Origin of the sequence: Mesorhizobium sp. CA16 (assembly GCF_020165175.1) — a bacterium.
Taxonomy (GTDB): domain Bacteria; phylum Pseudomonadota; class Alphaproteobacteria; order Rhizobiales; family Rhizobiaceae; genus Mesorhizobium.
Genome location: NZ_JAIUHP010000035.1, coordinates 1 through 26,728 on the forward strand (window position 1 = coordinate 1; position 26,728 = coordinate 26,728).

At 64.6% G+C, this 26,728-nt stretch carries 22 protein-coding genes; 10 read left to right on the top strand and 12 right to left on the bottom strand.

What is annotated here, in order from left to right:
* Window positions 1–327: 327 nt before the first annotated feature.
* Window positions 328–1,230, bottom strand: a complete 903-nt coding sequence (locus tag LB525_RS27885) for a dienelactone hydrolase family protein (RefSeq protein WP_224549622.1) — start codon at window positions 1,228–1,230, stop codon at window positions 328–330.
* 240 nt (window positions 1,231–1,470) lie between these two features.
* Here LB525_RS27885 and LB525_RS27890 point away from each other — a divergent pair, with 240 nt between their 5' ends.
* Window positions 1,471–1,908, top strand: coding sequence for a hypothetical protein (locus tag LB525_RS27890; RefSeq protein WP_224549624.1), 438 nt, complete (start codon window positions 1,471–1,473; stop codon window positions 1,906–1,908).
* Between the two features lie 1,118 nt (window positions 1,909–3,026).
* Here LB525_RS27890 and LB525_RS27895 read toward each other — a convergent pair.
* Complete coding sequence (locus LB525_RS27895; RefSeq protein WP_224549626.1) at window positions 3,027–5,339, bottom strand: glucose/quinate/shikimate family membrane-bound PQQ-dependent dehydrogenase; 2,313 nt, start codon at window positions 5,337–5,339, stop codon at window positions 3,027–3,029.
* 182 nt (window positions 5,340–5,521) lie between these two features.
* Here LB525_RS27895 and LB525_RS27900 point away from each other — a divergent pair, with 182 nt between their 5' ends.
* Complete coding sequence (locus LB525_RS27900; protein WP_224549628.1) at window positions 5,522–8,161, top strand: ATP-dependent helicase; 2,640 nt, start codon at window positions 5,522–5,524, stop codon at window positions 8,159–8,161.
* Between the two features lie 9 nt (window positions 8,162–8,170).
* On the opposite strand, the gene LB525_RS27905 is transcribed toward LB525_RS27900, so the two are convergent.
* From LB525_RS27905 to LB525_RS27925, 5 genes are all read right to left on the bottom strand, one after another.
* Window positions 8,171–9,229 carry an ABC transporter permease gene (locus tag LB525_RS27905; RefSeq protein WP_224636017.1) on the bottom strand — a complete coding sequence of 353 codons (1,059 nt, stop codon included), beginning with the start codon at window positions 9,227–9,229 and terminating at the stop codon, window positions 8,171–8,173.
* Window positions 9,226–10,017 (bottom strand): ATP-binding cassette domain-containing protein, encoded by a 792-nt coding sequence (locus LB525_RS27910; RefSeq protein ID WP_140839769.1) that lies wholly within the window; start codon window positions 10,015–10,017, stop codon window positions 9,226–9,228. The genes LB525_RS27905 and LB525_RS27910 overlap by 4 nt, the downstream gene beginning before the upstream one ends.
* A gap of 76 nt (window positions 10,018–10,093) precedes the next feature.
* Window positions 10,094–11,101, bottom strand: a complete 1,008-nt coding sequence (locus LB525_RS27915) for a substrate-binding domain-containing protein (RefSeq protein WP_224549632.1) — start codon at window positions 11,099–11,101, stop codon at window positions 10,094–10,096.
* 106 nt (window positions 11,102–11,207) lie between these two features.
* Window positions 11,208–12,116 carry a sugar phosphate isomerase/epimerase family protein gene (locus tag LB525_RS27920; RefSeq protein ID WP_224549635.1) on the bottom strand — a complete coding sequence of 303 codons (909 nt, stop codon included), beginning with the start codon at window positions 12,114–12,116 and terminating at the stop codon, window positions 11,208–11,210.
* Window positions 12,116–13,144 carry a Gfo/Idh/MocA family protein gene (locus LB525_RS27925; protein ID WP_224549637.1) on the bottom strand — a complete coding sequence of 343 codons (1,029 nt, stop codon included), beginning with the start codon at window positions 13,142–13,144 and terminating at the stop codon, window positions 12,116–12,118. The genes LB525_RS27920 and LB525_RS27925 overlap by 1 nt, the downstream gene beginning before the upstream one ends.
* Before the next feature lie 196 nt (window positions 13,145–13,340).
* On the opposite strand from LB525_RS27925, the gene LB525_RS27930 reads away from it, so the two are divergent.
* From LB525_RS27930 to LB525_RS27940, 3 genes are all read left to right on the top strand, one after another.
* A complete protein-coding gene (locus tag LB525_RS27930) occupies window positions 13,341–14,366 on the top strand; it encodes a LacI family DNA-binding transcriptional regulator (RefSeq protein WP_224549640.1) in 1,026 nt (341 codons plus the stop codon).
* 273 nt (window positions 14,367–14,639) lie between these two features.
* Window positions 14,640–16,121: an esterase-like activity of phytase family protein gene (locus tag LB525_RS27935; RefSeq protein ID WP_224549650.1), complete on the top strand. Its 1,482-nt coding sequence runs from the start codon at window positions 14,640–14,642 to the stop codon at window positions 16,119–16,121.
* 107 nt (window positions 16,122–16,228) lie between these two features.
* Window positions 16,229–17,701 (top strand): MATE family efflux transporter, encoded by a 1,473-nt coding sequence (locus tag LB525_RS27940; RefSeq protein WP_224549652.1) that lies wholly within the window; start codon window positions 16,229–16,231, stop codon window positions 17,699–17,701.
* A 32-nt stretch (window positions 17,702–17,733) separates the two neighbouring features.
* On the opposite strand, the gene LB525_RS27945 is transcribed toward LB525_RS27940, so the two are convergent.
* On the bottom strand, window positions 17,734–18,942 hold the full coding sequence (locus LB525_RS27945) for an MFS transporter (RefSeq protein ID WP_224549654.1): 1,209 nt from the start codon (window positions 18,940–18,942) through the stop codon (window positions 17,734–17,736).
* Window positions 18,943–19,079: 137 nt separating this feature from the next.
* On the opposite strand from LB525_RS27945, the gene LB525_RS27950 reads away from it, so the two are divergent.
* Window positions 19,080–19,655 (top strand): TMEM175 family protein, encoded by a 576-nt coding sequence (locus tag LB525_RS27950; protein WP_140839754.1) that lies wholly within the window; start codon window positions 19,080–19,082, stop codon window positions 19,653–19,655.
* Window positions 19,656–19,658: 3 nt separating this feature from the next.
* Here LB525_RS27950 and LB525_RS27955 read toward each other — a convergent pair whose 3' ends face one another.
* Window positions 19,659–19,940: a hypothetical protein gene (locus tag LB525_RS27955; RefSeq protein WP_140626825.1), complete on the bottom strand. Its 282-nt coding sequence runs from the start codon at window positions 19,938–19,940 to the stop codon at window positions 19,659–19,661.
* A 173-nt stretch (window positions 19,941–20,113) separates the two neighbouring features.
* Between LB525_RS27955 and LB525_RS27960 the strand changes: the two genes are divergently transcribed.
* A complete protein-coding gene (locus tag LB525_RS27960) occupies window positions 20,114–20,980 on the top strand; it encodes an SDR family NAD(P)-dependent oxidoreductase (RefSeq protein ID WP_224549656.1) in 867 nt (288 codons plus the stop codon).
* An 8-nt stretch (window positions 20,981–20,988) separates the two neighbouring features.
* Here LB525_RS27960 and LB525_RS27965 read toward each other — a convergent pair whose 3' ends face one another.
* The 3 genes from LB525_RS27965 to LB525_RS27975 all read right to left on the bottom strand — a co-directional run bounded on the left by LB525_RS27965 (window position 20,989) and on the right by LB525_RS27975 (window position 22,943).
* A complete protein-coding gene (locus LB525_RS27965) occupies window positions 20,989–21,483 on the bottom strand; it encodes a low affinity iron permease family protein (protein WP_176477125.1) in 495 nt (164 codons plus the stop codon).
* 298 nt (window positions 21,484–21,781) lie between these two features.
* The gene (locus LB525_RS27970; RefSeq protein WP_224549659.1) at window positions 21,782–22,450 is read right to left on the bottom strand and encodes a DapH/DapD/GlmU-related protein; all 669 of its coding nucleotides are present in this window, start codon (window positions 22,448–22,450) and stop codon (window positions 21,782–21,784) included.
* 64 nt (window positions 22,451–22,514) lie between these two features.
* Complete coding sequence (locus LB525_RS27975) at window positions 22,515–22,943, bottom strand: CreA family protein (protein WP_224549666.1); 429 nt, start codon at window positions 22,941–22,943, stop codon at window positions 22,515–22,517.
* A gap of 229 nt (window positions 22,944–23,172) precedes the next feature.
* On the opposite strand from LB525_RS27975, the gene LB525_RS27980 reads away from it, so the two are divergent.
* From LB525_RS27980 to LB525_RS27990, 3 genes are all read left to right on the top strand, one after another.
* Window positions 23,173–23,757, top strand: a complete 585-nt coding sequence (locus tag LB525_RS27980; protein WP_224549661.1) for an SCO family protein — start codon at window positions 23,173–23,175, stop codon at window positions 23,755–23,757.
* Window positions 23,757–24,629 (top strand): 50S ribosomal protein L11 methyltransferase, encoded by an 873-nt coding sequence (locus LB525_RS27985; protein WP_224549662.1) that lies wholly within the window; start codon window positions 23,757–23,759, stop codon window positions 24,627–24,629. Before LB525_RS27980 ends, LB525_RS27985 begins: the two co-directional genes overlap by 1 nt.
* A gap of 98 nt (window positions 24,630–24,727) precedes the next feature.
* On the top strand, window positions 24,728–26,572 hold the full coding sequence (locus tag LB525_RS27990) for an aminopeptidase P family protein (protein ID WP_224549664.1): 1,845 nt from the start codon (window positions 24,728–24,730) through the stop codon (window positions 26,570–26,572).
* Window positions 26,573–26,728 lie beyond the last annotated feature (156 nt).

The following is a 26,728-nucleotide window of genomic DNA, read 5'->3' on the forward strand; positions in this document are numbered from 1 at the left end:
CAAGGAAGCTCCTGGTCGTCCTCAACGCTATCATTCGCGACAAAACCGCATTCGCGTGAACACAGTTGCCATGCCGTTACCTTCGCCAAGGCGTGCAACGGAGCAGAATGCCGCACCGTGGCGGCGCTTCCAAGTCACGGCATAGATTCTATGGTCTGCGCCGCGTCGCTTCGCTCCTTGCTCCGCCATAGAATGACGAGGTTGGGGCGGCTTCAGCCAATCCCCGGCGCCGTTCCGTGAAACGGTGAAACGCCCTGGTTACCCGACACAGGGATTTTGAAAGGTTGCCGTTCGTCACTCTTCCTGGAATTGCTCTGGACCGCTCGGCTATGCCAGCTTCTCCTTCAGGAAAGCAATCGTCCGGCCCCAGGCGAGATCGGCGGCTTTCTTGTCATAGCGCGCGGCCGAGGTGTCGTTGTTGAAGGCGTGGTTGGCACCCTCATAGACATAGACCTTGTATTCGACATGGGCGGCGTCGAGCGCCTTCTTGTAGGCATCGATGCCGGTGTTGGTGCGTTCGTCCAACCCGGCATAGTGGAGCAGCAGCGGCGCCCTGATTTTTTGAGCGTCCTCGGCCTTGGGCTGCATGCCGTAATAGGCGACGCCGGCGCTGAGGTCGGGCGCATGGACGGCGAGTTGGTTCACCGCGCCGCCGCCCCAGCAGAAGCCGACCGCACCGACCTTGCCGTTGCCGTCCTTGAGGCCCTTGAGATAGGCGATCGTCGCCACGCCGTCGGCGGCGACTCTGGCCACGTCGAGCTTGGTGAACATGTCGCGCGCCTTGTCCTCGTCGGAGGGCGTTCCGCCAAGCGGCGACAGGAAGTCCGGCGCCAACGCGATGAACCCCTCCAGCGCCACGCGCCGGGTGACATCGCGGATATGCGGGTTCAGCCCCCTGTTCTCGTGGATGACGATGACGCAGCCGAGCTTGCCTGACTGGTTCGCGGGCTTGACCAGATAGCCCTTCATCTCGCCGCTTGAGCCGGGATAGGTGATGTCCTCGCCCTTAACGCGGCTGTCGTCTTCGGCGACGATCGCCGCTTGAGCGGAATTGGCCGCCAGCATCGGCGCGATCGCGGCCGCCGCGGCACCCGAGCCCGCCAGCTTCGTCAACTGCTCCATGAAGCGGCGGCGGTCGAGCGTCAGATGCGTGTATTCGTCATAGGCATCGATCATCGCCTGCGTGATGACAGGCTGCGTGACGACGGGCTTGGCAACGGGGCTGGTCATGATTTTCCTCGACGGTTGGCGGTGGACCGCAAGATAGGGTCGAGTATCGCATGGTCCAGTCACGCCCCGGTGACGACCCATATGGGCGGAACCCTGGTGGAGCCAACCCGCCGTCGCGCCGACAAGCCAGCGCGATTCATCACATTTTGGTCATTTCCGAAAGGCTTGATGGTGCTGTCACATTAGGACGTGAAGTTGCCTGAGCGCCCTACCGAAACGAATGACGAAAAGGGGAATGCCATGAACATCCAGGATATCATCAACACCGTTTCCTCGAAGGCCGGCATCGACGAGCCGACCACCGAGAAGGTTGTCGGCACCATTTTTTCCGTGCTCGAGCATGAGGCTGAAGGCACCAGCATTTCGTCCTTCTTCGACCAGATCCCCGGCGCCGGTGAGTTGGCCCAGAAATATGACGTGATGGCCGCCGGCGCGACGGCCAATTCGGGCGGCGGACTTCTGTCGTCGCTGCAGGGCGCGCTGGGCGGCGTGCTCGGCGAAAAGGCCGGCGCGCTGATCAACGGCATCGCCGCGCTCAAGGCGTCCGGCCTCGACATGGCGCAGATCCGTCAGGCCGGCGAGACCTTGATCAAGCAGGCCGAGGTTGCCGCCGGCCCTGATCTGACCAACCAGGTGCTGGATCAGGTGCCCAGCTTGCGGGGTCATCTCGGGCTTTGAAGCATTCCGAACCGGTTTTGAACGGCTCGGCCTTTCGACGGCAAAGCTGATCCGCTTTCTGGCGACCGAAGGCCTCCCACCGGCGAAATCGATTAGTCCACCTTATGGGGAACAAGATAGTTCGTAGTTTTTGTGCCTCGGGTGACTGTTAGGGCGGAATATCCAGGCGGCGGCGAATTGGTAACCGTGGCGTCAACCTCCCTGCATCGGCCAATAACTTCGCCGACAGGGGACTTAGCCAAACGATCCGCCAAGGCCGCTCTGCATTCATCGGCGGAGTAGATTTGAGGCGCGATTTCGAGTGGCCGACAAGCCCACCCCGGACTGCACGAAAGCAAAATCATTATCGCTGACGCTTCCGGTCCCATTTCGTATTTTCCTTAACGCTCATCCGACGTGACAAAGGACAGTGCGATCAGGTCATCAACGTCGATGCCGCCGCGACCATTGTCCAAAATGTCGGCGAGAGCTCCCGACTTACGCCGACTGGCAGTGCCTTTGGAAAAGGGCCAGCTTAGCCGAGTAGCCAAGGCGCAATTTGGTCTTGCAGTCATCGCACCTGAAGATGCTTACCGCCTTGAACCATGAACCGGTTTTGATGATCGGCGAGTGGCAGCTAGGGCACTCGTAACGGATGCTGACGTCCCGCAACTCATTGGAAATCGACACCGTCCACCTCTTGCCCGCCCCTCAACGGATGCCCGCCATCCTGGGGGTGACGGGCATCCATAAACTGGCGATGAAGGGACTCATGTCCGCCAGTCGGGGACACAATGAGATAGCGGGCTATATGTTTCGTCCTTGGGACCAATGCTTGTGATGTGCGACTTCAGTCGGAACCGATAGCCCGACTGGGGACTTGCGCCAGGAACGAACCAACCGACCCTCCGTTGACCCACTGCCGGAAGCTCCCGCTACAGCGGTTGAGCACAAAGCAGAGGCTCCAGCGCTGGCGGGTTACGCGCTGGAGCCGTCTTAAAAGGTTGGAGCGAGAAAATGAAAGACTATCGGAACAGTGTCCTGGAGGCTCGTTGGCTTCTCGCCGTACCCGCGTCGCTTCTCCTGACCGTCCTGCTGGCCGGCTTCTTGCTTTCGTAGCAGGCCGGCCTCGCCCTGTCCTATTTCGGCAGCGTGTAGGCCATCACGTAATCGCCCGGCTTGGTGCCGACCGAGCCGTGGCCGCCGGCGACGATGACGACGAACTGGCGGCCGTCGGCCACCGTATAGGTCATCGGCGTCGACTGGCCGCCCGCCGGCAGCCTCGCCCGCCAGAGCTGCCTGCCGGTGGTGAGGTCGTAGGCGCGCAGATAGTCGTCCACCGCGGCGCCTAGGAAAGCAACGCCGCCAGCCGTGATCATCGGCCCGCCTATGCCGGGAACGCCGACCTTGAGCGGCAAAGGCAGCGGCGTCATGTCGTAGACGGTGCCGTTGCGGTGCTTGTAGGCGATGTTTCCCGTCTTGAGGTCGACGCCGGCGACATAGCCCCAGGGCGGCGCCTGGCAGGGAATGCCGAGCGGCGACAGGAACGGTCCCATCACCACCGCGTAAGGCGCGCCTTCATTGCGGTTCAGCCCCTGCTCGCTGCCCTTGGTGTCGCCCGGCGGCGGCACGTCCGCGCGCGGGATGAGCTTCGAGGTGAAGGCGAGGTAGGTCGGCATGCCGAACATCACCTGCCGCACCGGATCGACCGCGACGCCGCCCCAGTTGAAGACGCCGAAATTGCCGGGATAGATCAGGGAGCCCTGCAGCGAGGGCGGCGTGTAGCGTCCCTCATAGCGCAGCTTCTTCAATTCGATCCGGCACGCCAGCTGGTCGAACATGGTGATGCCCCACATGTCGGCGCCGGTCAGCGGCTTGGGATTGAAGGACAGGTCCGAGGCCGGCTGCGTCGGCGAGGCATGATCGCCCTCGATCGCGCCGCCGGGCGCCGGCACGTCTTTCACCGGGATGATCGGCTCGCCGGTGCGCCGGTCGAGCACGTAGAGATCGCCCTGCTTGGTCGGCCCGACCAGCGCCGGGACGACGCCGTTCGCGGTGGTGATGTCGATCAAAGACGGCTGCGCCGGCACGTCCATGTCCCACAGATCGTGATGCACGGTCTGCCGCACCCAGCGCAATTGCCCGGTGTTGAGATCGAGTGCGGTGATCGAGGAGGAGAATTTCTCGACAGTGGCGCTGCGGCCCATGCCGAGCTGGTCCGGCGTCTGGTTGCCGAGCGGAACGTAGAGCAGTCCCAGCTTCTCGTCGGCGCTCGCCGTCGACCACATGTTGGGCGAGTTGTGAGTGTAGGTTTGCCCGGCGGGCAGCGGCGTCGTCACGTCCGGATTGCCGGAATCCCAATTCCATAGGAGCGCGCCGGTGCCGGCGTCGAAGGCGCGGATGACGCCGGACGGTTCCTCGGTCGAATAATTGTCGTTGACCGCGCCGCCGACGATGATCTTGCCGGCGACGATCAGTGGCGCCGACGTCGAATAGTAATAGCCCGACTTCGGATAGGGCATGTTGGCCATCAGGTTCAGCGTGCCGCCGTCGGCGAAGGACGGACACACCTGCCCGTTCGCGGCGTCGAGCGCGATCAGCCGGGCGTCGGAGGTCGGCAGATAGATGCGCGCGGCGCAAGGCTGGCCGGCGGCGATCTTGGCATCGGCATAATAGGACACGCCGCGGCAGGTCTGGTGCTGGCGGTTGGGGTCGAGCTTGATCTTCGGATCGTAGCGCCACTTCTCCTTGCCGCTCGCGGCATCGATGGCGATGGCGAAATTATGCGGCGTGCAAATGAACAGCGCATCGCCGATCTTCAGCGGCGTCACCTGATAGGTCGTCTCGCCGATATCGTCGGGGCCTTTCACGTCGCCGGTGCGATAGGTCCAGGCCGGCTGCAGCTTGGCGACGTTGTCCGGCGTGATCTGGTCGAGCGGCGAATAGCGCTGGCCGAAGGGCGTGCGGCCGTAGAACTGCCACTCGCCGGCCGGGATGTCGCCGCCGAGATTGGCGGCCGTCGCCGCCTTTTCGGTGCCGAGCGTGCCGCCGATATCCATGGGATCGGCGGTCATCGAATAACCGGCGACCGCGAGCGAGGCGAGCACGGCCAGGATCAGCGGCGCGCGTCCGTCCGGCCCCCGCAGCCCCCGCCTTGCCCACGGCGTCAAAAGCCACAAGGCGATGAGCACGATGACGCCGCCGCGCGGGCCGAGCTGCCACCAGTCGAAGCCGATTTCCCACACTGCCCAGCATAAAGTGGCAAGCACGAACAGCGCGTAGAGCCAGAGCGAAGTCGACCGGCGCCTGAAAAGCAGCCAGGCGGTGATCAGGAAGATCAGGCCGGCGATCAGGTAGTACCAACTGCCGCCCAGCGCGATGAGCCAGATGCCGCCGCCGCCGAGAATGAGACCGATGAGGAAGAGGACGAGCGAGGTGATGGTGACAGCCAAGACGGTGCTCCTTCGACTGTTGCGCCTTTGCGGCCGCTCTGAGGCGACGGCGCGCCGTCCCTGCCCTGCCGGCAGCTTTCCCTCGCTCGCTCCGGCTGTCAAGTTGGGGGCAGACACGCGAAACTAGAACAAAACGTAGACAGTTCTGGTCTTTCGCTGCCGAATCACTACATTCGGGGGCGATGTCGGGCTTTTCCGAGGACATGCCTTTTTTTGATGAACCGAATGCGCGGCCGGCAGCGGCTCCATCCGGCATAGCCGCGCGCGCCATGGCGGCGCGCAGCGGCCAGAACGGCGTGCCCGATTATCTCAAGGGCCTGAACCCGGAGCAGCGCCTCGCCGTCGAAACGACCGAGGGCCCGGTTCTGGTGCTTGCCGGCGCGGGCACCGGCAAGACGCGGGTGCTCACCACGCGCATCGCTCACATCCTTGCCACCGGCAGGGCCTTCCCCTCGCAGATCCTGGCCGTCACCTTCACCAACAAGGCCGCGCGCGAGATGAAGCAGCGCATCGGCATCCTGATCGGCGAAGGCAATGTCGAGGGCATGCCGTGGCTCGGCACCTTCCACTCGATCGGCGTGAAGCTGCTTCGGCGCCACGCCGAGCTTGCCGGGCTGAAATCGGACTTCACCATTCTCGACACCGACGACGTGGTGCGGCTGATCAAGCAGTTGATCCAGGCCGAAGGGCTGGACGACAAGCGCTGGCCGGCCAAGACCTTCGCCCAGATGCTCGACAACTGGAAGAACAAGGGCCTTGGCCCCGACGAAATAGCGGAAGGCGATGCGCGCAGCTTCGGCAACGGCAAGGGCCGCCAGCTCTACAAGGCCTACCAGGAACGGCTGCAGACGCTGAACTCCTGCGACTTCGGCGACCTGCTCTATCACCCGATCCGCATCTTCCGCGCCTATCCGGACGTGCTGAAGGACTACCACCGCAAGTTCAAATACATCCTCGTCGACGAATACCAGGACACCAACACCGCGCAGTATATGTGGCTAAGGCTGTTTGCGCAGAGGCCGCATTCTGGGCGCAGCCCATCGGCCGAAGGCCGCAAGCCCGACCGGGCGTCGGCCGGCCAGGCCGCCCCCGCGGAGGCCAGCGAGCGAAGCGAGCGCGCGGCCGTGAGCGAGAACAAAGTCAACATCTGCTGCGTCGGCGACGACGACCAGTCGATCTATGGCTGGCGCGGCGCCGAGGTCGACAACATCCTGCGCTTCGACAAGGATTTCCCGGGCGCCACCATCATCCGGCTGGAGCGCAACTACCGGTCCACCGCGCATATTCTGGGCGCGGCCTCCCACCTCATCGCCCACAATGAGGGCCGCTTCGGCAAGACGCTGTTCACCGACCGCGACGACCCCGAGGACGACAAGGTGCATGTCCACGCCGCCTGGGACTCGGAGGAAGAGGCCCGCGCCATTGGCGACGCCATCGAGGCCTATCAGCGCCAGAAGCATAATCTCAACGACATGGCGATCCTGGTGCGCGCCTCCTTCCAGATGCGTGCCTTCGAAGACCGCTTCATCACGCTTGGCTTGAACTACCGCGTCATCGGCGGCCCGCGCTTCTACGAGCGCCTGGAAATCCGCGATGCATTGGCCTTCTTCCGGGTCGTCGCCAATAGCGGCGACGACCTCGCCTTCGAGCGCATCGTCAACGTGCCGAAGCGCGGGCTCGGCGAAGCCACCATCCGTCAGATCCACGACACGGCCCGCGCCATGCGCATCCCGATGCTGGAGGCCGCCGCGACGCTTGCCGAAAGCGACGAGCTGAAGCCGAAGCCGCGTGCGGCGCTGCGCGAGGTCGCAGCCAATTTCGAGCGCTGGCAGAAGGCGCTGGAAACCACCCCGCACACCGAGCTCGCCGAGACTATCCTGGAGGAGAGCGGCTACACCGACATGTGGAAGAACGACCGTTCGGCGGATTCGCCCGGGCGGCTGGAAAACCTCAAGGAACTGATCCGCTCCATGGAGGAGTATGAATCGCTGCGTTCCTTCCTCGAGCATGTCGCGCTGGTGATGGAGGCCGAGCAGGGCGAGTCGCAAGATGCGGTCTCGATCATGACGCTGCATTCTGCCAAGGGCCTCGAATTCGAGACCGTGTTCCTGCCTGGTTGGGAGGAAGGCCTGTTCCCGCACCAGCGCGCGCTGGACGAAGGCGGACGCTCCGGCCTCGAGGAAGAGCGCCGGCTCGCCTATGTCGGCCTGACGCGGGCGAAAAAGAACCTGCATATCTGGTTCGTCTCCAACCGCCAGATTCACGGCCTGTGGCAATCGACGATCCCGTCGCGCTTCGTCGACGAATTGCCCGAAACCCATATCGATATCGCCGACAGCGGCAACAGCTACGGCGGCTACGGCAACCCCTATGGCGGCGGCTCGTTTGCTTCCGGCCGCGGCGGCGGACGACAGAACCCCTACGGCGCCTCGCGCTTCGACAATATCGGCGCCAAGGACCAGGGCAGCTTCTCCAACACCTATGCGACGCCCGGCTGGCAGCGCGCGCAGGCGAACCGCACCGAGGCGACCGACCGCAACTGGGGCACGCGCTCCGGCCACCAGGTCGAGCGTATCGGCTATGGCGAGACCGATTCAGGCTATGGCGCCGGCCGCACCAGCGTGAAAGGCCGCACCATCGAGGGCGAGCTGGTCGCCAAATCCGTCGCCGACACGCCATCCGCCTTCAATGTCGGCGACCGCGTCTTCCACCAGAAATTCGGCAATGGCAACATCGCCGCGATCGACGGCAACAAGCTCACCATCGACTTCGACAAGGCCGGCCAGAAACGCGTGCTGGACGGGTTTGTCGCACCGGTGTGACCGGCCTCCTCACCTATACCTTGCTTGGTTCCACTTATGGCCGAGCAGCGACAGGATGATGATCAGCCCGTTGAAGAACTGCACGTAAAAGCCGCTCAGGCCCGCCGCCACCACGCCGGTCTGGATGAACGACACCGTAACTGCGCCGATCGCGCCGCCGACCACGGTGCCGATGCCGCCCCAGGTCGGCGTGCCGCCGACGAACACCGAAGCCAGCACGGGCAGCAGATAGCCGTCGCCTGCCGTCGGCCACCAGGTGAAATTGATCATCACCGAGAAGGTGCCGGCGATCGCCGCGCCGATGCCGACGAAGACAAACACCTTCACCCGGACCCATTTGACGTCGATGCCCATCTGTCTTGCGCTGTCGGGATTGTCGCCGACCACTTTCACCTGCGCGCCGAAACGATGCCGGTTGTAGAGCAGCGCCGAGAACACCACGAAGGCGATCGCCCAGAATATCTGCACCGGGATGCCCCAGACCTGGCTGGAGAAGATCTTGTAGGCCGAGCTGTCGGCAAGGCCGGTCAGCGCCGTCGACCTGCCTTCGTTGATGATCTGGATCAGGCCGCGCAGCAGGAAGTTCATGCCGAGCGTGGCGATCAGCGACGACAGGCCGCCATAGACGACCAGCGAGCCGACCAGGAAGCCGAGCAGCGTGCCGGTGACGAGCGCCGCCGCGATGCCGATAAACGGATCGTAGCCGGCCTGCACCACCAGCGCGAAGACCCAGGAGGCAAAGCCCATTGTCGCCGGAAATGACAGGTCGATCTCGCCGCAGGTGACGACGAAGACCAGCGGCACCACCACGAATAGCGCCACGGGAAGCGTCGTCAGCACCGAGCTGTAGAGATACCAGGTGGTGAAGACGGTCGGGTTGGCGATGATGAACACCGCCATCATGACGATGAACACGGCAAGTGTGCCCAGCGATGCGCGATTGTCGATGACGAAGCCGCGCAGCCAGTGATTGGACGGATGGCTCCATTCCTTGGCTGGCTTCCTGGCTACCTGGCCGCCTGTTCTTCCCAGAGGAGTTTGCAGATCGGGTTCCATCGCGTTACTCATTGCGCTCCCTGCTCCGCGCCTTCGTGCAGTCCCGGCAATCCGCCGGGGTGTGCTACGTCTTCCATGAAGTTGATGAGGTCTTCTGCCGACTTGACCTCGTTGCGGTCGGCCGCGAGCGCCACCTTGCCGCGGTCGAGCACGACGAAGCGGTCGGCGATGTCGAAGACATGGTGGATGTTGTGCCCGATGAACAGGATCGAGCGGCCGCTCGCCCGCACCTGGCGCACGAAATGGAAGACCTTGGCGGTCTCGGTCAGCGACAGGGCCGTGGTCGGCTCGTCGAGGATGATCAGTTCCGCCTGCTTGTAGATGGCGCGTGCGATCGCCACGCCCTGGCGTTCGCCGCCGGAAAGCTGGCCGACGATCGAGTGCGGCGTGAACACCTTCGAGGTGAAGCCGATCTCGCGCATCAGCCTGCTCGCCTCCTCGATCTCCTTGTCGACCTTCAGCCAGCCCATGAAGCTGGTCAGTTCGCGGCCCATGAAGATGTTGCGCACGATCGTCTGCTGCACGGCCAGCGCGCGGTCCTGGAACACCGTCTCGATGCCGGCGTCGCGCGAGCGCGCCGCGCTCCACCCGGTGACCGGCTTGTCGCGCACCAGGATCTCGCCGCTGGTCGGCTTGACCACGCCGGACAGGATCTTAATCAGCGTCGACTTGCCGGCGCCGTTGTCACCAATCAGGCCGACCACCTCGCCGCGGTCGACGCTGAGGTTGACCCCGCCCAGCGCATAGACCTGGCCGTAGGATTTCTTGATGTCGCGCAGTTCGATGATGCGTTCGCCCATGCGATCCTCGCTGGAATTGTCTGTCTGCCGGTCATCTCGCCGGCCGGGCAATAATCCCGGCCGGCGGCTTGGGAGGTCAACGCAATGCCTGCTTGGCGAGCTCTGAGACGATCTCGTAGTTCTGCGGCGTGACGAAGCCGGCGCCGGTGTCGACATTCATCGGCGCCAGCCCCAGCACCACCTGCTGGCAGAGGCTGAGAACCGGCAGATAGCCCTGCAGGAACGGCTGCTGGTCGGCCGTCAGCTGCACCCAGCCGCCCTTGAAGCCTTCGACGATCTGCGGACTGGTGTCGAAGCCGAAGTTGAAGATGTCGCCGGGCTTGCGGCCTGCCGCCTGCATATAGGTGGCGACATTGCCGAGCATCTGGCCGCCGGGGTAGCCGACCGCCTTGACGTCGGGGTGGTTGAGCAGCGCCGCGGTGATCACCGGAATGGCGAGGTTGGGATCCGACGCCCATTCGCCGCTCGGCGGTGAGGACAACTGGATCACCTCGACGCCGGCTTCTTTCAGGGCCGCCACCGTGCCGCGCTCGCGCGCGCCGCGATTCTCGTTCTCGAACGGGCCGATCATGATCGCCTTGTCGCCCGCCTTGAGCTTGCCGAGCTTGAACGCCTCGGCGCCGAGCGCGCGGCCTTGCTGTTCCTGCTGCGCGCCGACATAGCCGCCGCCGAACGCCGCCACCACTTTCGGCACCGGCACGTTCTGGTACATCATCTTGATGCCGTCCTTATGCGCCTGTTCGGCCAAAGGCATGATCGCGGCATCGCCCGGATGGCCCATCATGGCGATGCCCTGCGGCTTGACCGCGACCGCCTCGCGCAATTGCTGCACCATCTTCTCGACGTCCCACTGCGAGAAGATGTAGTCGACCTTCGGCCCGAGATCGGCCGCCGCCTGCTTGGCGCCATTATAGACGATGGTGCCGAAGGCGTCGCCCTCGGCGCCACCGACGAAGAAGCGGATGTGTACGTCCTTGCACCATTGCGCGTCGAGCGCGTGCGCCGGCAAGGCAGAGATCGAGGCGCAGAGCGCCGTGGCAGCCGCCACGACGGTCGAGCGCAGAACAGTCCTTCTGGTCGTCATGCACGTTCCTCCCTTTTAGATCCCTCCCGATGGAGGGTTTCGAATTGATCTGCGTCCTCGGTCGGCCGGCTCCTCCCGCCGGCCAATCCTCACATCGAATCTGGCCTCAAGCCGGATTGGGCACGTAGCTGTTCCCTCCCCGGCATTGCTTCAGATAGTCGAGCGCGCGCGCCTGTCCGGTGATCTCGAGGTCGCCGCGATAGACCGGATCGTGCCAGCCCTCGATGTCGATGGCGCCCTTGTAGCCGGCCAGCCGCAACTCGCTGATCACCCGCGTCCAGTCGCTGTCGCCGAAGCCTGGCGTGCGCATCTGCACGAAAGGCAGTCGGCCGAACACGCCATGCTCGCGGATGACGTCCCAGCGCACCGTCGCGTCCTTGCCGTGGACATGGAAGATGCGCGGCGCCCATTTGCGGATCTGCGGGATCGGATCGATCAGGTAGACCAGCTGATGGCAGGGTTCCCATTCCAGCCCGAGATTGTCATTTGGCAATTCGTTGAACATCAGCTCCCAGGCATCGGGATTGTGAGCGATGTTCCAGTCGCCGCTCGCCCAGTTGCCGTCCATGGCGCAATTCTCGAAAGCGATGCGCACGCCCTTGTCGGCGGCACGCCTGGCCAGCGGGCCCCACACCTCGCGGAAGCGCGGCAGGCTGTCGGTCAGCGGTCTGCCGCGGATGCGGCCGGTGAAGCCGCTCACCGTCGACGCCTCGAACAGATGCGCATTGTCGATCACCGTCTCCCAGGCCGCCAGCACACCGCGATCGACCTCTCCATTCTCGAGCGGGTTGCCGAACACCCCGATCGAGGACACGGTGACGTCAGCATCGCCGATCGCTTCGCGGATCTCGCTCGCCAGGCGCTTCAGGTCCTTGCCGCCCAGCGTCTGCCAGAAGAAGGGCTGGATGCTCTCGAAGCCGAGCGGCAGGATCTGCCTGACATAGGCGGCCGGATCTTCGAGATTGGCCCGCACCATGGTGCCGATCCTGATGTCGAGAAGCGGGTTTGCCAACATTATGCTTCCTTGGCGATTGTCACGCGCCGTCCGCTCTCCGCGCTCTCGATGGCGCCGAAGACCATGGCCAGGCTCTTGATGTTGTCGGCGCCGCGCGTCTCCGGCTCGGCGCCGGTCTCGATCGCGTGCATGAAATCCCGGATGATGCCGAGATGGCCGTCGACGCGGTCGGCGGGATCGAGCGGCGGCACTTCGATGGGCTGGGTCTTGTCGATGATCCCGTCGCGGCCGGACGCAATCACCTCCGCCTTCAGCCCGTCGTGGCCATCCCACAAGAGGCTGCCGCGCTCGGCGACGATGCGCCAGCTTCCCTCCCAGCTCGTGCGGAAACCGTCGGCGCACCAGGAGCCGGCATAGGTGAAGATCTTGCCGCCGCCAAGGTCGAAGACGGCGCTGGCCGACGACCCCTGCCTGTACCAGGAATTCACGGGTTCCCATTCCTGGCAATAGACGCTGGCCGGCTCGCCGGCGACCATGTAACGCGCGGCATCGAACGTGTGGATCGCCATGTCGAGCAAGAGCACATGGGCCATCTCCTCGCGAAAACCGCCGAAATGCGGCGCGACGAAGAAGTCTGCATGGATGCTGGTCGGCTTGCCGATGGCGCCGGAATCCAGGAAGCGCCTGATGCGCCTGACATTGGCGACATAGCGGCGGTTCTGGACGACGGCGTGGATGCGCCCCGCGCGGCGAGCTGCCTCGACGATGGCGCGCGCATTGTCCGGGCTGTCGGCCAGCGGCTTCTCGGTGAGCAGATGGCAGTTGTGCGCGAAGGCCGAAAGCGCGACCTCGCGACGGGCGGCGGGAACCACGACGTCGAACACGGCATCGGGCTTGGTCTGGTCGAGGACGGCGTCGAGGTTGGTGCCGATGACGGCATCGGACAGCGCGTATTCGCGCGCCCTCGCCTGGGCCCGCTCGGCATCGAGATCGACGAGGCCGACAATGGCGAGCCCGTCGATCTGCTTCACGGCATCGAGCCAGTGCTTGCTCATCGCTCCGCACCCGGCCAGGACGACCCTCATCATCCAGCGCTCCTCCTCCGCCGGTCCCTCCAGACCGGACGTCACGGCGTCCACGGCGTCACCGCAAACGTTTTTCCGTAAACGTTTACGAGAACACACCCGATGGCGTAGAATGTCAACCGGCTGCCTGCAAAAATCGTCCCGAAGCCTTGGCCTGAGCGGCAGCCGGTGCTAGCCAAGGCGGGGGGAGAATCCGTCCTTGGCGTCAAGCATCCACGATCTCGCGCGTCACCTGAACATCTCGATCGGCACCGTGTCGCGCGCGCTGAACGGCCGTGCCGACGTCAATGCCGACACACGCCAGCGTGTGCTCGAAGCAGCCAGGAAGCTGAACTATTCGCCCAATCAGTCAGGCCGCAGTCTCAGGCAAGGCGCCACCCGTTCGATCGCCTTCATGCTGCAGCCGCATCCCGGCGACCAGCAATATGGCGAGCCGTTCTTCATCCCGTTCCTGACCGGCCTGCAGGCGCGGCTCGCCGAGCATGACCTGGATCTGATGGTTGTCATGGGTGAGCCGGGCCAATATCAGCAGGAGCGGTTGCGCCGCGTGGTCGAGACGCGCCGGGCCGACGCGGTCGTGTTGGCCAATACGCGAAGGGAAGACGATCGGATCGATTATCTCAGCAAGGCCGGCTTTCCCTTCGCCACGCTTGGCCGAAGTCAGTCCGGCGGCGACACGTATCCTTCACTCGATATCGATTTCGAGAGGGCGGGTGATGAAGCCGTCGACCGGCTGGTCGCGCGCGGCCACCGCCGCATTGCCGCTATCCGCCCTTCGCTTGATCTCAACTTCGGCTACCTGTTCCTCGACGGCTACCGCAAGGCACTGAAGCGGCACGGTATCGAGGTCGACCCCGACCTGATCGCCGACGGCTTCATCAACGAGACCGGCGGCTACCAGGTGACGCCGCAAGTAATGCGCTCCAGAAACCCGCCGACGGCGATCATCTTCAACAATGACGCGATGGCGCTCGGCGGCTGCAAGGCGCTGGCCGAGATGGGTATCAAGCCGGGCCATGACATGGCCGTGATCGTCATCGTCGACACGCCGCTCTGCCGCTACTTTTCGCCGACGCTGACCGCCTTCCGTCCGTCGCTGGAGCCCATGGGCCGGCGGCTGGCCGAGATGCTGCTCGCTTCGCTTCCCGCATTCGCCGGCCCTGAGGGCACACGCATCATCCGCGAAGTCTGGCCGCTGGAGCTGATCGCAAGAGAGAGCGATTGAGCGGAGGCGCTTTCCCTTCTCCCCCTGTGGGAGAAGGTGTCGCCGAAGGCGACGGATGAGGGGTGCTCCAGATGGCACCAGCGTCTCACTCCGCTGGAGCACCCTTCATCCGTCTCGGCGCTACGCGCCGATCCACCTTCTCCCACAAGGGGAGAAGGAAACTGTCATGCAACCATCACGTTCACGTCCTAGACCGCTCGACGGGAACCGGCTCGCCGCATCGCCGATGCGCGTTCCTTCCAGGCCGCTCTGCTCGTCAAGAAGGGGATATCGATGAAACATCTCAACCGGACCGTCGCGCTCGGCGCGGCACTCGCCTTGTTCACTTCCCTGACCCCGGCGCTCGCCGACGGCGTCGCTTACGTCAACAAGGGGCTCGTCGGCATCGGCCGCATCCCGGCCAACCAGAAGGACAAGTTCGGCGAGACCTTCGGTTCAGGTTCCGGCATGGCGATCGATACCAAATCCTGGACGCGTGAAGGGGCCACCTACAGGGGTTCGCTCTGGCTGCTGCCGGACCGCGGCTACAATGTCGTCGGAACCACCGATTATCGCCCGCGCCTCAACACCATCTCGGTCGAGCTGGCCCCGACCGCTCCTGGCGCGGCGCCCGCCGCCGGACAGGAACAGTCGGGCGTCAAAGCGACGCTCGCCGACACGATGCTTCTGACCGACGACAAGGGCGCCGACGCCACCGGCCTCGATCCGTTGAACGGCGTGCGCGCCGCCGCCGGCGACATGCCGATCCTGCCGCAGGCCGAAAACGGCAAGTTGGCGCTGGACGACGAAGCAATCGTGCGCCTGCCCGACGGCACGATGTTCATTTCCGACGAATATGGTCCCAACATCTACCGCTTCTCGGCCGAAGGCCGTCTGATGTCGGCGACCCAACCGCCCGCGGCTCTGGTGCCGATGCGCCACGGCAAGCCGAACTTCGCTTCCGACAATCCCGGCCCGGGCGCCGCCGAACCTGATCCGAAGGATCCCGAGACCGGCCGCCAGAACAACCAGGGCCTCGAAGGCATGTCGATGACGCCGGAAGGCAGGTTCCTGATTGCCGTGCTGCAGTCGGCGGCCCGCCAGGACGGCGGCGATTCCGGCTCGACCCGCCAGAACACCCGCGCGCTGGTTTACGACGCTTCCGATCTCGCCCATCTCAAACTGGCGCATGAATATGTCGTGCCGCTGCCGGTATTCAAGGATGCCAAGGGCAAGACCAAGGTGGCCGCTCAGAGCGAGATCGTCGCACTCTCCGACAAGAGCTTTCTGATGCTGGCGCGCGACTCAGGCAACGGCCAGGGCGTTAAGGGCGACGAGTCGCTCTATCGCAAGATCGAGATCGTCGACCTCTCGGCCGCCACCGATATCGCCAACGGCCCATTCGACGCCGCCGACAAGCCGGTCGCGCCGAAGGGCATGCTCGACCCGTCGGTGACGCCGGCCAAGCTGACGCCGTTCATCGACATCAACGACAAGGGCGAGCTCGGCCGTTTCGGCCTGCACAATGGCGCGCCGAACGACAAGGACAACCTCTCGGAGAAGTGGGAGGCTATTTCGCTGGCGCCGGTGCTCGATCCGAAGCTGCCCGACGACTATTTCCTGTTCGTCGCCAACGACAACGACTTCCTCACCCAGGACGGCTTCCAGGTCGGCGCTGCGTACAAGGCCGAGGACGGCGCAGATGTCGACACCACCTTCCTGGTCTATCAGGTCACCCTGCCCGGACTGTCTGGGAACAGCCTCGCCGCGAACTAGTTCTGCTTCGGTCGTATGCCCGAGCGGCATGCGGCCGAGCGCGGAAGGGATGCATGAGCATCAGGCCTGCGATAGCATCGCGGGCCTGATTCATTTTCGGTGCTGCCATGGATGACGAAAAGCCCGCCCGCCGGCGGACTCACGACCTGACCAGCGGCCCTATCCCGCGCACGCTGCTGTTGTTCGCGCTGCCGGTGCTGGGCTCCAACGTGTTGCAGTCGCTCAACGGCTCGATCAACGCGGTCTGGGTCGGCCGCTTCCTCGGCGAGGCGGCGCTGACGGCGACCTCCAACGCCAATCTGGTGCTGTTCCTAATCCTCGGCACCGTCTTCGGCATCGGCATGGCGGCAACCATCCTGGTAGCGCAATCGGTCGGCGCCCGGGACCTGCCCGAGGCGAAGCGCATCGTCGGCACCAGCGCCACCTTCTTCTTCCTCGTCTCGGTCGTGTTCGCCGTCTGCGGCTGGATCTGGGTCGATGTCATCCTGACCGGGCTCGGCACGCCGGCCGATGCCTTGCCTTTGGCGCGCGCCTATTTGCGCATCATCTTCGTCGCCGTGCCGATGATGAATCTTTTGTCCTTCGTCATGACCGTGCTGCGCGGCGCCGGCGACTCGCGAACCCCGTTCGTCTTCATGGCGCTGGCGGTCGTGCTCGACGTCGTGCTCAATCCGCTGCTGATCCGCGGCATCGGCCCCTTCCCCGAGCTCGGCATTGCCGGTTCCGCAACGTCGACGCTCATAGGCCAGACGGTGAGCGTGATTGCCATCCTGATCGTGCTTTATGTGCGCAAACACCCGCTGCGGCTGGCGGGCAGCGACCTCTCGCTGCTGCGGCCCGATCCGAAATTGCTGCGCATCGTCGTCTCCAAGGGCATCCCGATGGGGCTGCAGATGATCGTCATCTCGGCGGCGGCGTTGACCGTGATGGGCATCGTCAATTCCTACGGCTCCCAGGTCGCCGCCGCTTACGGCATCGCCGCGCAGCTCTGGACCTACATCCAGATGCCGGCTCTGGCGATCGGCGCCGCCGTCTCCTCGATGGCGGCGCAGAATGTCGGCGCCGGGCGCTGGGACCGCATCGGCAGGGTCGCGGCGTCGGGCGTCGGCTTCAACCTGGTGCTGACCGGCGCGCTGGTGGCGCTGCTTTTCGTCTTCGACCGCGCAGTGCTCAGCCTCTTCCTCAGCACCGACAGCGCCGCGATCGACATCGCCGCCCACATCAACAAGGTGGCGTCCTGGTCGTTCATCCTGTTCGGCGTCACGATCGTGCTGTTCGCCACGGTGCGCGCCACCGGCGCTGTCATGCCGCCGCTGATCATCCTGATCATCTCGGTGTTGATCATTCGCACCGGCTTTGCCTATTCCATGCGCAGCGTCATCGGCCAGGAGGCGCTGTGGTGGAGCTTTCCGGCAGGTTCGATCGCCTCGCTGGCGCTCGCCGCCGCCTATTACCGCTTCGGCCGCTGGCGCACGATGCACATGATCGAGGACCGGCCGGCGGCGGGCGAGCCGCCCGACACGGGCCTCGGCGTGCCGCGCCAGCGCGCGCAGCTCCTGCCGGAGACGCCGAACGGCTAAAATCCGCGACGACAGGAAAACGTGAAAATCCGCTACCGCGCGTATTTGGCGCCGAAGCCAAGCGCCACCAGCGAGAAGACGACGATCATACCGGCAAAGGCCAGGCTTGCGATGGTTGCGTTCGCCAGGCTCGACAGGATGCCGATGCCGATCACCGGCAGCGCGTTGCCGCAGAAGCAACAGATGAAGAAGGCCGACACCACCTCGGCGCGGCGGTCGGCGGGCGCGATCTGATTCACCACTTGCAGGCCGCCGCGATAGCCGAGCGCCGCCGCCACGCCGCAGACCGCCGTCGCAACGATCATCAGGACCATCGAGGCATAGACCTGCGCCGCCACGATCAGCGCCACGGTCGGGATCATCAGCACCAGCGCGGCAAGCATGGTGGAGCGGCTGGAGAGCCATGTGGTGGCGACGATGGTGATGGCCGCCACAATCGACAGCTCGAAGAAAAGCCCGCCGGCTTCGGCATGATTGGTCACATGCAGCTGCTGCGCCAGGATGCTCGGCGCCAGCGCCGCGTAGAAGCCGACCAGCGCCATGGCGCCGAAGCCAGTCACCGCCGGCGCCACGAATTGCGCGCGGATGTTGTCAGGCACCGATAGCCGCGGCCGCAGCGAGACGTCGGAGAACCGTCCGGGCCTGGAGACGGTTTCCCGCGTGCGCCAGATCAGCAGCGTCACCAGCGCAAGCAGGACGAGATAGACGGCGAATGTCAGCCTGAGCGGCCAGGGCGCATATTGGGCGAGCAGCCCCGACATGAGCGCGCCGGCCCCGAGACCGACAAAGTTGGTGCTGGTGGCAATGACGGAGGCGCGTGACTTGTCCTTGCCTTCGATCAGCTCGGCCAGCCAGGCGGTGCCCGCCCCTGCGCCGACACCGATGCCGAGCCCGCTGAGAATACGGGCGATGTCGAGCCAGGCGAGGTTTTCGGCGAAGAGGAAAAACAACGCGCTGACCACGGCAACGCCCATCGCCGCTAGCGCGGCGGGGCGGCGGCCGACGACATCCGACAGGCGGCCGAAAAACAGCAACGCCGCCAAATTGCCGACCACATAGACGGCGTAAACCAGCGTCAGCGTGACCTGCGAGAAGCCGAAGGCCTGCTTGTAGATCACGTAAAGCGGCGTCAGCGCGGTGCTGCCGGCAAAAAGCGCGGCGATCATGGCGGCGACGACCGCCATTGCGGCGCCGCCGCCAAGCTCATTGTCACGCGTCATGGTTTGAGCGTAGCTGGTCATGGCAACCTCCGGGGGTTGCAAGCCCAACGCCTATACAATGGCGCTGTTCCAGCCACCGAATGTCCTCCTGACAATCCTGACAGGATGGTCTTGTGCGAAATCCTCGCGTAGCTTTTGTCGGCCGACGAGGAGGAACCATGGGCAAGGGACGGGTCGAGGCATTCACCGACGGCGTCGTCGCCATCATCATCACCATCATGGTGCTGGAGCTGAAAGTGCCGCATGGCGAAGATTTCTCAGCGCTTCTGCCGCTGTGGCCGGTCTTCTTCTGCTATGTGCTGTCCTTCATCAATGTCGGCATCTACTGGAACAACCTGCACAACATGTTCCACACCGTGCAGCGCGTCGATGGACGCGTGCTGTGGGCCAACCTGAACCTTTTGTTCTGGCTGTCGCTGATGCCGGTGACCACCGCGTTCATGGGAGAGAACCACTTCGCGCCCGTACCGGTCGCCGTCTATGGCATCGACCTCGCGCTTTGCGCCGTCGCCTACACCATCCTGGTCCTCAAGCTGCGCCATCTGCACGGCGCCGACACGACCTTCGCCAAGGCCGTCGGCCGTGACAACAAAGGCAAGATCTCGCTGGCGCTCTATATCGCCGCCGTCCTGCTCAGCTTCCTCAACCAGTGGATAAGCGTGGCGATCTATGTGCTTGTAGCGACCATCTGGTTTGTGCCGGACAAGCGCTTCGAACGGTTGGTCGAGAAATAACGCTTACTTCCGCATGGTTTTCAGCTTTTCCGCCGCCGAGGCGGCAAGGTCGGCATAGCGCTCCTCCAGCCTCTCGGCCGCCTTGATGATCGGAAAGTCATGGCCGAATTTCTCCAGCGCCAGCCTTAGCTTCTCGGCGAAATCCGCCTGCTTCTCCAGCGCCGCAAACAGCGTCTTCACCTGCGTCTCGCTGATGTCGGGATTGGCGAGCATCTTCGGCACCTCGCGGCTCATCTGGTCGCCGTTGACGGTTTGCTCCTTCAGGATTCCGATCCAGTCAGTCAAATGCCGAACTCCTTTTTGGGACAACATGCGCGGCGTGCGCTGCGATGGTCAACCCGTTGCGGCTTTCGCCGTCAACCCGTTGCGGGTCTTTGCTGTCAATGATGGGACCAACCGGCCTTGCCTCGACGGCGCCCGGCGTTAAGTTCGGCCCGACCCGAACAAGGATGGAACTCATGACCAGCGACGCCCAGATCCAGACCGCCCTGCCCGCCTTCGCCTCCGGCAATGTCGCCGTCATCACCGGCGGCGCCAGCGGCATCGGCCTTGCCGCCGCAAAACGGTTCGTGGCAATGGGCATGAGGGTGGTGCTTGCCGACATCGGCGGCATGCGCCTCGACCAGGCGAAGCAGGCGGTCGCCGCGATCGGCGGCGAGGATGCCGTCCTCCCGATCCCGACCGATGTCTCCAGGGCGGAAGAGGTCGACCGGCTCGCGGAGCTCGCTTACGGCGCCTTCGGTGCGGTGTCGGTGCTGATGAACAATGCCGGCGTCGGCAACAATCCGGGCAAGCCGTGGGAGAACCGCGACGCCTGGAAGCGGCTGCTGGACATCAATTTCTGGGGCGTCGTGCATGGCGTCGAAGCCTTCGCGCCGCGCATGCTCGCCGCAGGAAAGCCGGGCCTGATCATCAACACCGGGTCCAAGCAGGGCATCACCACGCCGCCCGGCAATCTCGCCTACAACGTCTCCAAGGCCGGCGTGAAGACCTTTACCGAAGGGCTGGCGCATGCGCTGCGCAACGAGCCGGGAGCCAAGGTGTCGGCGCATCTGCTGATCCCCGGCTTCACCTATACCGGCCTGACCGAAGGCGCGACGGAAAAGCCCGCCGGCGCCTGGACAGGCGAACAGGTGATCGACTTCATGCTGACATCGCTGATGGAGGACGACTTCTACATACTCTGCCCGGACAACGAAGTGACGCGGCCGATCGACGAAAAGCGAATGGCCTGGGCGATGGGAGACATCATCCAGAACCGCCCTGCCCTGTCGCGCTGGCATCCCGATCACAAGGATGCCTTCGCGGCCTTCATGAACCGCTGACGGCCCTGTCAAGCCGCGGCTTTCTTCTTGGATGCGTTCTTCCCGGCCGCGGTCTTCTTTGTGGCCGCGCCGGCGGTCTTCGGCGCATGCCTGGTACCGTTCTTTCCGGCGATGGCCTTCTTGGCCGCCTTTTCGGCGATCTCGCTGTCATGCCGTTTTGCCGCCGCCTCGCATTTCGAGCGGATCTCCTCCACCTCTGACTCCGTCAGGTGTTCGATTCCGATGAAATGGTTATGGGCGCGGCTGACCCTGATCAGTTCGTCCAGCTTGGCCTGGATCGCCGCGCCGTCGCGATTCTGCGTGTTCTGGATCAAGAACACCATCAGGAAGGTGATGATGGTGGTACCGGTGTTGATGACCAATTGCCAGGTGTCCGAGAACCCGAAGAGCGGTCCACTCAACGCCCATACAACCACGATCGCCACACAGATGGCGAAGGTGGGCGGCAGCCCCGCCAGATGTGCCACCTGGTTAGCTATCCGCGTGAAAACCTTCTCGATCATGCAAGTCCCTCGAACCGTGGATGTGCTGGCATTTGCGAAGAAACAAGCTGCCGCCCGCTCCGGTTCCGCGGGATCGAATTTTGTGCCGACACGTGCACGCAATCGGCTACACGCAGAAAGCGCAGTTTCGCGAAAAAACACCTTATCCGTTTATTTGCAATAGTGCCGGTGCAGGCCGAAAGCCTGTTCCTTCCGCTTCACGGCGGTTTACCTCCAGCCCCTTCCGCTGCGCCACCCCCGCATGGCGGAAGGGGCATTTAGTTCCGAGAGTGGAAGGGGACCGGTCAGACAGCGCCGGTCATGTGCTCGACGGCGTTCCGCCCGTGTCGGTGAGCGTTTCTTGCCAACGATCGAGAAAGGCTTCGATCGGCATGGCCTGCATATCGGGGATTGCGCTCGCCAGTTTCTCGGGCGGCCAGTCCCACCAGGCAAGGGCTTCGATGCGCGACGCGACGGTGGCGGAGAACCGCCGGCGCAGCGGCTTTGCCGGAACGCCTGCGACGATCGTGTAGGGCGCGACCTCATGTGTCACCACCGCATTGGCGCCGATGACCACGCCGTTGCCGATCGCGACACCCGGCATGATCACCGCGCCGTGTCCGATCCAGACATCATGGCCGATGCTGACCGATTTCGCTTGCCGTCGCGCGCGAAAAGCCGTGTCGACGCCCAGCCAGCGAAAATACTCGTTCGGCCGGTAGCTGACCTTGTGCTGCGTCAGCCGCTCGATCGGATGCTCGAGCGCGTTGATGCGGCTGTTCGCGGCGATCGAGCAGAACTTGCCGATCGTCGAGTAGATCGCCTCGCAATGGCGTTCGAAATAGGAAAAGTCGCCGACGCTCACCTCGCGCAGGATCACCCGCTCGCCGATCGAGGCATAGCGGCCGAGCTTGCATGCCTTCAGCTCCGCGGTCGGATGGATGCGCGGCTCGGGATCCTTGAGGACGAGGGTTTCAGGACGATCCATGAGAGGCCTTTACGCCGGCGGTGACGGCCCCGCAAGCGCGGCCTGCCCCCGCCAAGCCTATCGCCTATTGCGGCTTGCCCTTGGCCCACACCACGTTCTGGCCGTAAAGCGGCACGGTCGTGACCGACATCTTCGCCGAGCCGTTCTGCACCTGGCGCGAATGCGACAGATAGATCAGCGTCTCGTTCTTCTTGTCGTAGATGCGGTTCACCACCTGCTTTTTCCAGATCAGGCTGAGGCCCTGCTTGAACACCTCCTCGCCGCCCTCGCCCATGTCGATGTCGCCGATGGTGATCGGCCCGGTCTGGCGGCAGGAGATCGACGAATCGGAAGGATCCTCGAACCAGTTGCCCTTATGCAGTCGGTCGATGATGCTGCGGTCGAAATAGGCGACATGGCAGGTGACGCCGTCGACCTTCGGGTCCTTGATCGCATCGACCATGATGTCGTTGCCGACCCAGTCGACACCCACTTTACCCACTTCGTCAGCCATGGCCGCGCCGGCGCTCAGGGCAAGACAGGCGGCGAACAAGCCGATCAGTTTTCGCAAGGAAGCCTCCTCGGTTCAGTTTGCCGACGTCAGGTGGGACAGGATCGTGGCGTTTGCAAGCCGATCGGCCCGCCCGGCGGCTTGCGGCAACGCGACATCTTTGCGCGCCCGGCGCCGACCCGCTAAGACTGTCGCCGAACTGGCTTCCAGCCAAAGCAACGGACATTCACTGATGATGCGCTCAATCCTGGTCGGCATTCTCGTCCTGATGGCGGCGGGCATCGGCTGGCTGACATTCGACTGGTACCGGGGCCACTATGGCGGCGAGCCCTTCGGCGCGCCCTTCACGCTGGTCGACCAGAAAGGCGCGCCGATCACCGAAGCCGCCTTCAGGGGACACCCCAGCGTCGTGTTCTTCGGCTTCACCCATTGCCCTGAAGTCTGCCCGACGACACTGTTTGAGCTCGCCGGCTGGCTGAAGACGATGGGCGACAGCGGCAAGGACCTCAGCGCCTATTTCGTCACCGTCGATCCGGAACGCGACACGCCGGAGACGATGAACACCTATGTCAGCAACTTCTCCGACCGGATCACCGGCATCACCGGCGAGCCGGACAAGGTGCATGCCATGGCCAAGGCCTTCGGTATCTATTGGAAGAAGGTCGACACCGGCGACGGCGACTACACGATGGACCACACGGCCTCGGTGCTGCTGCTCAACGCCAAGGGCGATTTCGCCGGCACCATCGCCTATGGGGAGAGCGCCGACACCGCGATAGCCAAGCTGAAGCGGCTGGCTGCGGGTGGGCAAACCTGATGGGCCAGACTAGGCTCCACTTCACCGCCAACAGGCTCGAGGCCGACCGCATCTTTGCCGCACTGGACGCCGCCTTCGAGGAGGACGGCCTGCCGATCGCCGTGCTGGAGCTCGACGAGGAAAAAGACATCCACGAAGTGTCGCTTTATGCCGATGGCGACGTCGATCCCGTGGAGGTCCGGGTCAGGGATGTCCTCGCCGGTCTCGGCCTGTCGAAGCCTGTCGAACGTGAGGTCCTTCCCGACGTCGACTGGGTGTCGCGCTCGCTGGAAGGCTTGAAGCCGGTCCGCGCCGGACGCTTCTTCGTCCACGGCTCGCACGACCGGGCCAAGCGTCGCAGTGGCGACCTCGCCATCGAGATCGAGGCGGGCCTTGCCTTCGGCACCGGACACCACGGCACCACCGCCGGCTGCCTCGAAGTGCTGGAGCAGGTGGTGCTGCGCGAGCGGCCGCGCAACGCGCTCGACCTCGGCACCGGCAGCGCCGTGCTTGCGATTGCGCTGGCCAAGCTCGCGCATATCCGGGTGCTGGCGACCGACATCGATCCGGTCGCCGTCCGCGTCGCCGCCGCCAATGCCCGCCTCAACCACGTCAAGGCGCTGGTCGAGACGGTTACGGCGCCCGGCTTCCATCATCCGATCTTCGCCAGGCGCGCGCCTTTCGACCTCATCGTCGCCAACATCCTGGCCCGGCCGCTGATGCGGCTCGCGCCCGAAATGGCCAAGCACATCAGTCTCGGCGGCTCGCTGGTGCTCTCCGGCATCCTCGACCGGCAGCGCGACGCGGTGATCTCGGCCTATGTCGGCCAAGCCTTCCGCCACGTGCGCACCTTGCATCGCGAGGGCTGGGTGACCATCCACCTCAAGCGCTGAGGCCGGGTTGCATCCAGCCGATCTGGCCCTGCCGAAATCGATTCCGATTTCCGGGGTCATGCGCTACGCTCGCAACAAGCATCGAAGAGAGGCCAAAAATGTTCCAGACCTTTGATTCCGCTGGTGATCCTGCCGTCGGTAAGCCGCGTGTGGCGCAGCTGCGGCAATGGCTAGCTGAGAATGGTTTGGATGGCTTCCTTGTTCCCCGCGCGGACGAGCACCAGGGCGAATATGTCGCCGACCGCTCGGCGCGGCTGAAGTGGCTGACCGGCTTTTCCGGTTCGGCCGGCGTCGCGATCGTGCTGCGCGACCGCGCCTTCATCTTCGTCGACGGCCGCTACACGCTGCAGGTGCGGAGCGAGGTGGACCTGTCGATCTTCACCGTCGAAAGCCTTGTCGACAATCCGCCGGCCAGCTGGATCAAGGACAATCTCGGCAAGGGCGCAAGGCTCGGCTTCGACCCCTGGCTCCACACGATCGGCGAGATCAAGGCGCTGAAGGCATCGGCCGAGCAATCCGGCGCGACATTGGTGCCGCTCGACAGGAATCCCATCGACATCATCTGGACGGATCAGCCGGACGCGCCGCGCGCGCCTGTCGAGATCCATCCGCAGAATCTTGCCGGCGAGCTCGCCAAGGACAAGCTCAAGCGGCTGGCAGGCGCGATCGAAAAGGACGGCGCCACCCACGCGGTGCTGACCGATCCGTCCTCGATCGCCTGGGCTTTCAACATCCGTGGCGGCGACGTGCCGCATACGCCGCTGGCGCTGGGCTTCGCCATCCTCGCCGCCGATAGCAAGCATCAATTGTTCATGGACCAGCGTAAATTCCCGCGCCAGGTCGCGGCCTATCTCACCCAGCTTGCCGATCCGCATGATCCGGGCGAATTCGAAGCCGCCATCGTCGCGCTCGCCAAGGACGGCGCCAAGATCGCGCTCGATCCGGTGCTGGCGGCGGAGAAGCTCCGCATGCTGGTCGAGGACAATGGCGGCACGGTCGTCCTGGCGGCTGACCCGGCGCGTATTCCGCGCGCGACCAAGAACCAGGCCGAGATCGCCGGCAGCCGCGCCGCGCATCGCCGCGACGGCGCCGCGGTCGCCAGGCTGCTGTGCTGGCTCGACCGTCAGAAGCCCGGCACGCTCGACGAAATCGCCGTCGTCACCAAGCTTGAGGAGGTGCGCCGGCAGACCGGCGAGGAAACGCAGATGCCGCTGCGCGACGTCTCCTTCGACACGATTTCCGGCGCCGGCCCGAACGGCGCGATCATGCACTACCGCGTCTCGCGCGCCACCAGCCGCAAGCTTGAGAGCGGCGAGCTGTTCCTGCTCGATTCCGGCGGCCAGTATCAGGACGGCACGACCGACATCACCCGCACCGTGCCGATCGGCCAGCCGAGCGAGGAGATGCGCGAGCGCTTCACCCTCGTGCTGAAGGGCATGATCGGCATCTCGACGCTGCGTTTCCCCGCCGGCACGCGCGGTTCGGAGATCGACGCCGTTGCCCGCGTGGCGCTATGGAAGCATGGCTGCGACTTCGCCCACGGCACCGGCCACGGCGTCGGCTCCTACCTCGCCGTGCACGAAGGGCCGCAGCGCATCGCCCGCACCGGCACAGAAAAGCTGCTGGCCGGCATGATGCTGTCCAACGAGCCGGGCTACTACAAGGAAGGCGCCTACGGCATCCGCATCGAGAACCTGATCCTAGTCACGCCGGCGGAGCAGATCGAGGGCGGCGACATCGCCATGCACGGCTTCGAGACGCTGACGCTGGCGCCGATCGACAAGCGGCTCATCCGCACCGATCTGTTGCACCGGGACGAGTTGCAGTGGCTGGACCGCTATCATGCCCGGGTGCTGGCCGAGATCGGCCCGATGGTCGACGGCGAAACGCTGGCCTGGCTGGAGAAAGCCACCGCGCCGCTGCCCCACGATGCGAAGATTTGAGGTGAGCTTCTGTCTCCCGGTTCGACGGCTACGCCATGCACACATCTTCTGTGACTGGCGCGACTGATCAGGCCGAAGCCTTGATTGCCACGTGGTTCCCCCAATCCGTCGCTGCTTCGCAGCGCCACCTTTCCCCCCTCCGGAGGGAAAGGAAGG